This is a genomic window from Streptomyces boncukensis, assembly GCF_011045075.1.
GTDB lineage: Bacteria > Actinomycetota > Actinomycetes > Streptomycetales > Streptomycetaceae > Streptomyces > Streptomyces boncukensis.
In genome coordinates this window covers 1-11682 of record NZ_JAAKZZ010000221.1, presented here as the reverse complement: position 1 = coordinate 11682, position 11682 = coordinate 1, and the positions used below count along the sequence as shown (strand labels likewise).

At 73.2% G+C, this 11682-nt stretch carries 11 protein-coding genes; all 11 read left to right on the top strand.

Going from position 1 to position 11682, the window contains the following annotated elements:
* Window positions 1–1645, top strand: a 1645-nt coding sequence (gene qcrB, locus G5C65_RS20540) for a cytochrome bc1 complex cytochrome b subunit (RefSeq protein ID WP_165300353.1), incomplete at its 5' end; no start/stop codon positions are given.
* A 96-nt stretch (window positions 1646–1741) separates the two neighbouring features.
* The gene (locus G5C65_RS20535) at window positions 1742–2605 is read left to right on the top strand and encodes a DUF8017 domain-containing protein (protein WP_241265935.1); all 864 of its coding nucleotides are present in this window, start codon (window positions 1742–1744) and stop codon (window positions 2603–2605) included.
* A 177-nt stretch (window positions 2606–2782) separates the two neighbouring features.
* On the top strand, window positions 2783–3745 hold the full coding sequence (locus tag G5C65_RS20530; protein ID WP_206442066.1) for a hypothetical protein: 963 nt from the start codon (window positions 2783–2785) through the stop codon (window positions 3743–3745).
* 76 nt (window positions 3746–3821) lie between these two features.
* Window positions 3822–4766, top strand: coding sequence for a GntR family transcriptional regulator YhfZ (gene yhfZ / locus G5C65_RS20525; RefSeq protein ID WP_165300352.1), 945 nt, complete (start codon window positions 3822–3824; stop codon window positions 4764–4766).
* Between the two features lie 107 nt (window positions 4767–4873).
* Window positions 4874–5248: a PRD domain-containing protein gene (locus G5C65_RS20520; protein WP_165300351.1), complete on the top strand. Its 375-nt coding sequence runs from the start codon at window positions 4874–4876 to the stop codon at window positions 5246–5248.
* 52 nt (window positions 5249–5300) lie between these two features.
* Window positions 5301–5654: a DUF2620 domain-containing protein gene (locus tag G5C65_RS20515; protein ID WP_165300350.1), complete on the top strand. Its 354-nt coding sequence runs from the start codon at window positions 5301–5303 to the stop codon at window positions 5652–5654.
* 4 nt (window positions 5655–5658) lie between these two features.
* On the top strand, window positions 5659–7059 hold the full coding sequence (locus G5C65_RS20510) for a YhfT family protein (RefSeq protein ID WP_165300349.1): 1401 nt from the start codon (window positions 5659–5661) through the stop codon (window positions 7057–7059).
* Window positions 7056–8018 carry a phosphotriesterase family protein gene (locus tag G5C65_RS20505; RefSeq protein WP_165300348.1) on the top strand — a complete coding sequence of 321 codons (963 nt, stop codon included), beginning with the start codon at window positions 7056–7058 and terminating at the stop codon, window positions 8016–8018. Before G5C65_RS20510 ends, G5C65_RS20505 begins: the two co-directional genes overlap by 4 nt.
* A gap of 1 nt (window position 8019) precedes the next feature.
* Window positions 8020–9225, top strand: coding sequence for an aminotransferase class V-fold PLP-dependent enzyme (locus G5C65_RS20500; protein ID WP_165300347.1), 1206 nt, complete (start codon window positions 8020–8022; stop codon window positions 9223–9225).
* A gap of 1 nt (window position 9226) precedes the next feature.
* Window positions 9227–10390 (top strand): alanine racemase, encoded by a 1164-nt coding sequence (locus tag G5C65_RS20495; RefSeq protein WP_165300346.1) that lies wholly within the window; start codon window positions 9227–9229, stop codon window positions 10388–10390.
* 63 nt (window positions 10391–10453) lie between these two features.
* A partial coding sequence (locus G5C65_RS20490; RefSeq protein WP_165300345.1) for a phosphopentomutase occupies window positions 10454–11682 on the top strand: 1229 nt, incomplete at its 3' end.

The following is an 11682-nucleotide window of genomic DNA, read 5'->3' as shown; positions in this document are numbered from 1 at the left end:
CGGGCGGGCGTCCGCCGGGGAGCGGGTCGCCGACTGGGCGGACGGCCGGCTCGGGATCTACGGCCTGGGCCGGAAGTATCTGCGCAAGGTCTTCCCCGACCACTGGTCCTTCCTGCTGGGCGAGGTCTGCCTGTGGAGCTTCGTGGTCCTCGTCCTCACCGGCATCTATCTGACGCTCTTCTTCCAGCCGTCGATGAACGAGGTGGTGTACGACGGGAGCTATGTCCCGCTCAACGGGGTGCGGATGTCGGAGGCGTACGCCTCGACCCTCGACATCAGCTTCGATGTGCGCGGCGGGCTGCTGGTGCGGCAGATCCACCACTGGGCGGCGCTCGTCTTCATCGCCGGCATGTTCGTGCATATGATGCGCCACTTCTTCACCGGCTCGTTCCGCAAGCCGCGCGAGGTCAACTGGCTCATCGGCTGGTCGCTGCTGATGCTCGCCCTCTTCGAGGGCCTGTTCGGCTACTCGCTGCCCGACGACCTGCTCTCCGGCACCGGACTGCGGCTCGTGCAGGCCGCGACGCTCTCGGTCCCGGTGGTCGGCACGTATCTGTCGTTCTTCCTCTTCGGCGGGGAGTTCCCCGCGGGCGACTCCGGCGAGATCATCCCGCGCCTCTACGCGCTGCACATCCTGCTGATCCCCGGGCTGATGGTGGTGCTGGTGGTCGCGCATCTGATCCTGGTCTTCTACCACAAGCACACCCAGTGGCCGGGCCCCGGGCGCAGCGAACGGAACGTCGTCGGCGCCCCGTTCCTGCCGGTCTACATCGCCAAGGCCGGCGGCTTCTTCATGCTGGTGTTCGGCGTGCTGGCCCTCATCGCCGCGCTGATGACGATCAACCCGGTGTGGGCCTACGGCCCCTACCGGCCCGACCAGGTCTCCACCAACGCCCAGCCGGACTGGTACCTGGGGTTCGCCGAGGGCATGGTCCGCATCATGCCGGCCTGGGAGATCGGCATCGCGGGCCACACCCTCGCGCTCGGGCTGTTCATCCCGATCGTCGCCTTCCCGCTGATGCTGCTGCTCATCGCCCTCTATCCGTTCCTCGAAGCGTGGGCCACCGGCGACCGGCGCGAGCACCATCTGCTGGACCGGCCGCGCAACCAGCCGGTGCGCACGGGCCTCGGGGCCGCCTGGGTGGCGCTGTACCTGGTCTTCCTGCTGGGCGGCGGCAACGACGTGGCCGCCACCTCGCTGCATCTGTCGATCAACACGATCACCTGGACCCTGCGGATCGCGGTCATCGCCGTCCCCGTGGCCGTCTTCGTCGTCACCAAGCGGATCTGCCTCGGCCTGCAGCGGCGCGACCGGGACAAGGTGCTGCACGGCCGCGAGTCGGGCATGATCAAACGGCTGCCGCACGGCGCGTACGTGGAGCGGCACGTCCCGCTGACGGCGGCGGAACGGCACCGGCTGACCGCCCACGAGCAGCCCCGGCCGCTCGACGCGGGCCCGGCCCGGGACGCGCACGGCGTGGTGCGGCGGACCCCCCGGTCGGCGCGGCTGCGCGGACTGGTCTCGCGCGGGCTGTACGGCAGGGGGACGCATGTCCCCAAGCCGACCGTGCGGGAGTACCGGGAGGTGCGGGGCGGCTCCGGGCCGGAGGCGGACGCGGAGCACCACGAGGGCCGTGACCGGTGATCCCGCCGGGGCGGTGTGTCACGGGGAGGTCTCCATCCCGTCCGGATCAGCCGCCGGGCGGTGGCGCGAAAGCGCAGTTCATCTAGGGTGTCGACCATGTCTCAGCCCAAGATCCTCCAGCGGGTCGCCCCGCGTCGGCCGTCCGCCCCGCTGTCGTCCCGCCGTACGAACAAGACTCTGATGGCGGCCGTCGGCGTCGTCCTCACCGTCGCGCTGAGCGCGTGCAACGACGACGACGGCGGCGGCAAGGACGAGGGCAGCGGCAAGGACAAGAGCTCCGAGGCCGCGGCGTCGCCGTCGCAGTCGCCCGCGGCGGAGTCGTCCCCGTCCGCCGCCTCGAAGAGCCCCGCGGGCGAGGACCTGTCGGTCCCGGGCTGGCAGACGCAGACCTCGAAGAAGCACCACTTCCGCTACGGCGTGCCCGGCAAGGCCGAGAAGTGGAAGGTCATCGGCGAGGACACGGCCCTCTCGTACACGGACAAGAACGGCAAGCCGATCGTCGTCATGACGGGAACCGCCAACTACCGCGAGGGCGGCTGCGCGTCGAGCCCCAACGCCAAGGCGATCGGCGAGGCGGGCAAGGGCCAGCTCGCGACCGTCGGCACCACCGGCGGCGGCAAGGTCGGCAGCCTCAAGGAGAACGCCCGCAACTGGGCGGGCAACTGGGGCTTCGCCGCGTACGGCGGCGAGGAGCGCAAGCCCAAGATCAAGATCGCCGAGGTCAAGCCCTGGAAGCAGGGCGGCATCAACGGCTACACCGCGACCGCCGAGGTCACCGTCACCCACCACCGGCCGGGCTCGTGCGTCCCGCCGAAGGCGGTGGTGCACAGCATCGCGCAGAAGCTCCCCGACGGCACCATGCACGGCTGGGTGATCTACGCGGACCAGGGCGTCCCGAAGGCGCTGACGGGCGCCGAGATCAAGAAGATCATGGGAACCGTCCGCTCCACGGACAGCTGATACGCGGGTGGGGCCCTGCCGCGGCTGCTGCCTCTGCCGCGGCTGCCATGTGTCGGTGTTATGACATGAATGACAGTAGGCGCGGGACGTGCGGGTCAATACGTTGGGCAGACGGCGGGCGGTGCTGCGGACCCGCCCGCCGTACCCCCCACACGCACGCTTCGAGACGAGGTCCTCGTGAGCCGTAGCCTTTCCCCCCGTCTGCTGACCGCCTGTCTGGTGCTGGCCCTGGGCGCGGGCACCGTGGCCGCGTCCGGGCCCGCGTCGGCCGCCCCGGCCGGGGCGGCCGGGCACAGCCGGCTGCCCGACCCCTACTGCTACGACGAGCCGTGGAACCCGGACGCCGACCTCAGCGACCTCAAGGCGGCCTTCAACTCCTCGAACTGGATGCGCACCCTCCAGGCCATGTACGAGCGGCGCTGGCCCAGCGGGCAGGCGCTGGCGATCGCGCAGGCCCACGACCCGTACTGGGACCAGTTCGTGAACAAGCGGAGCTTCGAGGGGTTCGCCGAGTCGATGATGGTGGCGATCCACGAGGAGACCCATATGTGGGACCTCGACCCGTCCCGTACCCGGTGGGACGTCCATATCGCGGCGTGGATCAACCGGGACCAGCAGGAGCTGCGGGTCCCGCTGCACGGCGGCTTCCCGCGCAAGGAGATCCTGCCGCTGATCAAGGACAACCTCAGCTCGTCCATGGACAACATCTATCTGCGGGACCGGACGCAGGGCGAGTACCGCCTCCAGGGGGTGCTGGCGGAGCAGAACGCCGGGCTGACGGGGCTGCCCGCGGTCACGGTGGTGCAGGAGTACATCCACGGAATCGGCGCCGGCAACGCCCGGGACATCGCCGCCACCAACCTGCGCTATCTGCTGCTCTATCTGCGCGTCGCCAAGGACAGGCACCCGGACTACTGGGCCAGGATCAAGGCCGAGCCCAAGCTGCGCGACCTGGTGCTGACCCAGTTCCTGCGGACCGCGTACTGGCTGGAGAAGTCCGCTCCCTACGCCGACAAGCTGGGCAGCAAGGACGCCGACCGGATCACCGCGACGAACTACGCCCCCGAGAACATCGCCGTCCTGGAGGAGTTCACCGGCCGCCAGGTGCGCCTCGACGACCAGAAGCACTGCACGGCCTGACCGCGGCGCGGCGCACTCCGAAAGCCGGCGCGCCGCACCCTTGTCAAATATCCAGGATTCTGTTTACTGTTCCCTCGTGAACGGTTTCGACGAGCGGTTCCTCACCCGCAACGGACTGGCGGCACGCCAGCTCGCGGCCCTGCTGCTGGGGCACGAGCCGGACACCCGGCTGCCGCGGGTGCGGGACCTCGCCGACGAGCTCCGCTGCGGGAACGGCACCATCCAGGCGGCGCTGCGCCTCCTGGAGGAGGCGGGCGCCATCGAGACGGCGGCCCGGGGGCATCTGGGCACCTTCCTCGTCCGCTCGGACCGGTCCGTCCTGTGGCGGCTCTCCGGGCTCGGCACCCTGCTGGCCGCGATGCCGCTGCCGTACTCGCGGCGGTACGAGGGGCTCGCGACCGGGCTGCGGACCGCCTTCGACGAGGCGGGCACGCCGTTCGCCATCACCTTCATGCGCGGCGCGGGCGCCCGGACCACGGCCCTGCTGGAGGGCAAGGCGGACCTCGTCGTGCTCTCCCGGTTCGCGGCCGACCGGCTCGTCGAGGAGCACTCCGGCGCGCTCACGCTCGTCCTGGACCTGGGCCCGGCCACCTATGTGGGCGCTCACGGGTTCCTGCTGCGCTCGGGCGCCTCGCTGGACGCGCCGCGGCTGCGCGTCGCCGTCGACCCCGCCTCGGAGGACCAGCGGATGCTGGCCGAGCGCGCCTTCGCCGACCGCCCGGACGTGGAGTGGGTGGAGTCGTCGTATATGCAGCTGGGCGATCTGTTCGCGCGGGACCGCGCCGATGTGACCATCTGGAACCTCGACGAGGTGCAGGGCCGCGCCAGCATGGCGGCGGACGTCCTGCCCCTCGGCGACGAGATAACCCGCGACCTCGCGCTGCGGAACTCCAGCGCGGCCGTCATCGGGCGGGCCGAGAGCGGCACGGCGCTGCACGCCGTGCGGGACGCCCTCGACCCGTCCCGGGTCACGGCCCTCCAGGCCGAAGTACTGCGGGGCGACCGGATGCCCTCGTACTAGCGTCACCGGATTCCCGCTGCGCTCCGGAGCGTTGGCGCCATCAGAATCCAGAATCCCGATTTCTGTCGAACCACCGGCGCTGCCGGGTGAGGGAAAGGAGACCCGCCGTGGACGACCAGCTCGCGCACCGCATCCAGCTCTTCCGGGAGGGCGGCCAGGTACGGCCCGAGGTCGCCGACTTCGTCACCGGGGAGCTGACGGCGCTCGCCGACGAGGGCCGCCCGGTCACCGAGGAGAGCGCAGGCATGCTCACCAGCCATCTGATGATGGCGCTCACCCGGCTGCTGAACGGCGAGGCCATCGAGGAGTTCAGCGCCGACGAGCAGATCGCCGCTGAGCTGGCCGGCCGCCCCGAGGCCGTCGCCCGTGCCCGCACCACGGCCCGGCGGGCCCGCGAGGCGCTCGGCGCCGCACTCCCCGAATCCGAGATCAACTTCCTGGCGATGCACCTGGCCGTCCTCGACCAGCGCGTCACCGGCTGAAGACACCCGGCCGGAGTTGAGACCGGTCCAGAAGCGAGAGAGGAAACCAGCCATGACGAAGATCCTGACCGGCGGTGTCGGCAAGAACGAGGCCGCGAACGCGGTCCGGGAGCTCGGGCTCGACGGCGTCGAGGTCGCCGTCTCCAGCGATATGGACGCGGCGATGAAGCTGCGCTCCGGCCAGGCCGACTACTACCTGGGCACCTGCCACACCGGAGCCGGGGCCTCGCTGGGCGTCCTGGTCGGGCTGATGGGGCAGCCCGCCTGCCACACCTTCGGCCGCTCCATCCCGACCCGGGAGGAGGTCGAGGCGCTCCTCGCGGACGGCAAGCGGGTCTTCGGGTTCTCCATGGACCAGATCGAGTCCGTGGCCCCCCTCATCGCCCGCGCCGCCGCGCGGAAGTGAACCCGTGAGTACCGTGCGGGACCTGGCGGCCTCCGCCACCTTGGACTTCACCCTGCCGCAGGAGCTGACCGTCATCGCGCTGTGCGCGCTGACGGCGCTCATCGCGCATATGGCACTGGCCGTCTTCAACGACGGCGTGCGCCCGTTCATGCTGGACTTCATCCACGGGCGCTCCACCCGTCCGGCCACCACGGCGGTCTCCTTCGGGCTCTCCGCCGGGTTCATCTTCGGCCTGGGCGCGCCGATGGCGCTCTCCTCCGGCGTGCTGAACCCGTGGCTGCTCTTCCTGCCCACCGACGTCCTCGGCCTGCTGTCCCCGAAGCGGTGGCTCGCGCCGGTGCTCGGCGGGGCCTGGGGCGCCGTGGTGGTCTTCGCGCTGGGCGGCGCCAACGACCTGGCGCACGACCTGCCGGTGGACTTCCTGACGGCGATGCAGCAGATGTCCACGCCGATCCTGTTCCTGTTCACGCTCTTCCCGGTGCTGGCCATCACCAAGCAGTTCGGCCGCGCGTGGGGCGCCGCCGCCGGGGCGGTCGAACTGGCCCTGGTCGTCATGACGATGAAGCTGTGGCCCAATATGTTCGCGGGCGCCCTGGCCATGGCGGTGGGCGTGCTGACGCTCATCGGGCTGGCCGTCGCCCGGGACCTCGGACAGCGCAGGGCCGACCGCGCCGCGGCGCCCGCCGGGGCCGGAGCTGTGGACGGGGGCGGGTCCGGAAGCGGGGGCGGCGACGGTGACGGCGACGGCGAGCCGGCCGCGGAGGATCCGATGGCGTCGCTGTTCAGCGCGAGCGCCACCCGGCTGCGCCGCTATCTGCCGCTGTTCATGCTGCTGGGCGGCGGCGTGTGCCTGCTGGCGCAGATGCATATATTCGGCGGCGGCGAGGCCACCAGCTTCCTGATCGCCAAGGGCCACATCTCCGAGGCGGCCCAGGTGGACTTCTACCGCGTGTTCGGCTTCATCCCGCTGATCGCGACGACGGCACTCGCCTCGGGCGCGTACGGCATCGTCGGCTTCACCCTCGTCTACCCGATCGGCTATCTGCTGCCGAACCCCCTCCTGGCGTTCGTCGTCGGCGCCGTGGTGTTCGCCGCCGAGGTGCTGGCGCTGTCCTGGATCGGCCGGATCCTCGGGCGGCTGCCGAGCGTGCGCGACTCCTCCGAGCACCTGCGCAACGCGATCACGGACACGCTGCAGCTGGCCATCCTGTTCGGCTCGCTGATGGCGGCCAACGCGATGGGCGCCGGGCTCGGCATCCTCGTCGTGGGCGGGCTCTACCTGCTCAACGAGGCCATGGGGCGGCCCGTCGTACGGATGGCGGCCGCGCCCGCCGCTGTGATCGTCGGCGGCGTCCTGCTCAACCTCCTGTACTGGCTCGACCTGTTCACCCCGGTGAAGGGATGAGGACACTGCACACCACCGGACCCCGGGTGCGGACCACCGCGGGACCGCTGCCCTGCGCGGCCGTGCGCGGCCCGGCGCTGGCGCACGAGCACCTGGTGCTCGACCTGGATCTCAGGGGCGACGGCGCCGCCGTCCTCGACGCGCACCGCCACGGCGACCAGGTGACCGGCGAACTGGCCGAGCTGCACGCGGAGTTCGGGCTCTCCCTGGTCGTGGAGCTGAGCTGCCGGGGCATGGGCCGCGACCCGCGCGCGCTGGCCCGGATCGCCGAGCGGACCGGCGTGGCCGTGGTCCCGGCCACCGGCTGGTACTACGAGCCGTTCCACCCCGCTGGGCTGGACGGCGCGAGCGTCGAGGAGCTCACCGCGACGCTGCTGGCGGAGGCCCGCGACGGGCTGGACGGCACCGGCATCCGGCCCGGTGTCCTCGGCGAGGTCGGCAGCCACGGCGACACGCCCAGCGCTCCCGAGGCGCGCGTGCTGCGCGCCGCGGCGCGGGCGGCGCGGGAGACCGGGCTGTCGGTGGCCACCCACGCACAGCTCGGGCGCGGCGGCCTCGCCCAGCTCGACCTGCTGACCGGCGAGGGGCTGCCCGCGCACCGCGTCGCCGTCGGGCACCAGGACCTGCTCGACGACCCGGCCGTGCACCGGGAGCTGGCCCGGTCGGGCGCGTATGTCGCCTTCGACACCGTCGGCAAGGAGAGCTACCAGAGCGACGATGTGCGGCTGCGCCTCCTGCTGGAGCTGCTGGAGGCCGGACACGCCGACCGGGCGCTGCTCAGCTGCGACATCTCCCGCCACGGCTATCTGCGTACCGAGGGCGGCCAGGGGTACGGGCACCTGTTCCGCTCGTTCCTGCCCCGGCTGCGCGCCGCGGGCGCGGACGACGACCTCGTCGACCTGCTGACGCGGCGCAACCCGCTGCGCTTTCTGACCGGCGCGAGCACGGAGGAGATCTGACATGGCCCACCCCGCCGACCGGACCGGCGCGACGGCACCGGCACTCCCCCGGACCCACCCGCTGCCCACCGTGCCGGTCGAGGACGCCATCAGCCGCCAGTTCCGGCTGCTGGAGTGCACCGCCGGGCACTTCACGGGCGACGAGCTGTTCGCCGCCGACGCCGGCGTGGTCCCCGGGCTCGGCCGTCCGCGCACCACGGCCCGTGTCGAGGCCGTGCTCGCCGACTTCCTCGGCGCCGAGGACGCCGCGCTGGTGCAGGGCGCCGGCACCGGCGCCATCCGGGCCGCGCTCGCCGCCGCCATCGCGCCCGGCGAACCGCTGCTCATCCACCGCGCCCCCGTCTACCGGACCACCGCGCTGACCCTGCGCGGGCTGGGCACCCAGACCGTCAAGGCGGACTTCAACGACCCGGCGGCGCTGCGCGCGGCGCTGGCCTCCGGCCGGTTCCGCTGGGCGTACGTCCAGCACAGCCGGCAGCGGCTCACCGACTCCTACGACCCGGGCGAGGTGCTGGCCATGTGCCGCGAGGCCGGGGTGCGCACCGTCGTGGACGACAACTACGCGGCGCTGCGCGTCCCCGCCTGCGGCGTCGAGCTCGGCGCCGACGCCTCCTGCTTCTCGCTGTTCAAGCTGCACGGCCCGGAGGGCGTCGGCGTCGTCGCGGGCGCCGCCGGCCTCGTCGCGCGCGTTCGCGCCGACAACTACTCCGGCGGCGGCCAGGTCCAGGGCCACCAGGCGCTGGACGCGCTGCGCGCCCTCACCCACGTCCCGGTGATGTGGGCCGTGCAGTCCCGCACCGGCGAGGAGGCGGCGCGCCGGCTCGCGGCCGGGGAGGTGCCGGGCGTCGCCGAGGTGCGGCTCGCCAACGTGCAGGACCGGTGCCTGCTCGTACGGCTCGACCGGCCGCTGGCGCGGCGGCTCCCCGAGGCGGCGGCCCGGTTCGGCGCCGCGCCCTACCCGGTCGGCTCCAACTCGCGCTACGAGATCGCGCCGCTGTTCTACCGGATGTCCAGCTCCACCCTGGACGACGCGCCCGAACTGGCCGACTGGGTGGTCCGGATCAACCCCATGCGGGCGGGCGCCGACCTCGTCCTCGACATCCTGCGCCGCTCGCTGGCCGCGCTCGGCGGCGAGGACGGCGGGGACGGCGGGGACGGCCCGGACGGCGCGGCCCCCGACGTACCGCAGCACCACGCAAAGGACTGACGTGTTCCTCGACAGCCTCCTCGCCCGCAATCCGCAGCTCGCCGAGGCCGCGGCCGACCTCCACCGGCGCGGCGAGATCCCGCCCGACACCTATGCCGTGGACCTGGACGCCGTCGCGGAGAACGCCGCGCTCCTGGCCGCCGAGGCCGAACGGCTCGGCCTGGGGCTGTGGTTCGTCGTCAAGCAGATCGGCCGCAACCCCGAGCTGATCAGAGCGGTCTGCCGGTCCATCCCCGCCTTCGCCGCGATCGACGCCGACGAGGCCCGCACCCTGCACGCCGCCGGGGCCCGCGCGGGCAACCTCGGCCACCTCGTGCAGATCCCCTGCCGCGCCCTGCCCGAGCTGCTCGCGCTGCGCCCCGAGACGGTCACCGTCTACGACGCGGCCAACGCGCGCGCCGTCTCCGAGGCGGCCGGGCGGCTGGGCTTCGTCCAGGATGTGCTGGTGCGCGTCGAGGGCGCGCCGGGCGCCGTCTACCCCGGCCAGGAGGGCGGCGTCCCGCTCGACGGGCTCGACGCGTTCGCCGCCGCGCTCGAACAGCTGCCGGGCGTCCGGCTCGCCGGAGTCACCGCCTTCCCCTGCGTGCTGTGCGACCCGGACACCGCGCGGCCCGCGCCCACCCCCACCTTCGACCTCGCGCTCAAGGCCCGAGAGCTGCTGGCCGCGCGCGGCCACGAGGGGCTGGGGCTCAGCGCCCCCAGCGCCACCTCGGTGGCCACGCTCCCGCTGCTGGCCCGGCTCGGCGCCACCCACGGCGAGCCGGGGCACGCGCTGACCGGCACCACGCCGCTGCACGCGCGGGACACCGGGCAGCCGGAGAAGCCCGCCTATGTGTACGTCACCGAGGTCGCGCACACCCTCGCGGACGGCCGTCCCGCGCTGTTCGGCGGCGGCTTCTACCCCCGCTCCCACATCCGCACGGCGCTGCTCCCCCGCACCGGGCTGCGGCTGCCGGTGCAGGGGGCGCCCGCCGAGAACATCGACTACTACCGGCTGCTGGACGCGCCGGGGCCCGGCGAGGGCGTACGGCTGGGCGAGACCGCGCTGCTGGCCTTCCGCACCCAGATGTTCGTCACCCGCTCCACCGTCGCGGTCCTCGCCGGGCTCTCCTCCGGCGCGCCCCGGCTGACCGGCCTGTACGACACCCGGGGGCGTGCGCTGTAGCGCGCCGCCCGCCGGGATCCGAAGAACACGAGGAACACGAGGAACACGAGGAAAGGCGCTGCCATGAGCAGGACCGTCATCGTCGTCATCGACGGCTTCGGCATCGGCGCGATGCCCGACGCGGGGGCGCTGCGGCCGGGGGACGCGGCGGCCGACACCTGCGGCCACGTCCTCGACCACGCCCGCACGGCGGGCGCGCGGGCGCTGCGGCTGCCGGTGCTCGGCGCGCTCGGCCTCGGGCTGGTCCACCCGCACCCCGATCTGGCCCGCCGCACCCGGCTGCCGGTGGCCGCCGGCCGGGCCGCGCTCGGCTATCCGGGCGCCGACACCTTCGCGGGCCACCAGACGATGATGGGCGCCGACTTCAGCCAGGTGACCGTGGCCCGGCTGGCGGAGCACCTGGAGGAGGTGACCGGCGCGCTGCGCGCGGCGGGCCACCGCGTCGAACTCCTCGACGGGCGGCCGCTGCTGGCCGTGGACGGCTGTGTGCTGGTCCACGACAACCTCGAAGCCGACCCGGGCATCAACTGGAACGCCACCGGCCGTCTGGAGGACCTGCCGTTCGACGGCATCCTCGCCATCGCGCGCACGGTGCGCAGCGTCGCGCCGGTCGCCCGGGTGATCGCCGTCGGCGGCCACGCGGACGGCCCGCTGCCCGGCTATGTGCGCGCCGGCGACGGCGGAACCGTCGGCCTCGACACCCCGGCGACCGGCGTCTACCGCAACGGCGGACTGGAGGTGCAGCACCTGGGCGCCCCGCTGGACCACACCCGTCAGCTGCCCGACCTGGCGGCGCGCGCGGGCATACCCGTCACGCTCGTCGGCAAGGCGGCGGACATCCTCGCCTGCGAGGCGGCCGTCCGGCGCCCGGCCGTGCCCACCGCCGACGTCTTCGCCCACACCCTGGAGGCCGTCCGGGCGCCCGGCGACGCGCTCGTCGTCGCGAACGTGCAGGAGAGCGACCTGGCCGGGCACCAGCAGGACCCGGACGGCTACGGCCGCATCCTCGAACAGGCCGACGCGGGACTGGCCGCGCTGGTCTCCCTGCTCGACCGGCCCGGCGACCGCCTCGTCGTCACCGGCGACCACGGCAACGACCCGACGATCGGGCACGCGTACCACACCCGCGAGTACGTGCCGGTGCTGATCCACCGCCCGCGGGCGGCCGGCGTGGAACTCCTGCCGGACGCCGCGTCGCTGGCCGACGTCGGCGCCACCGCCGCCGCGGCGCTCTCCCTCGATCCGGCAGCGCTGGCCAACGGCACCCGTCTCCTCCCGTCCCCCGCGTCCCC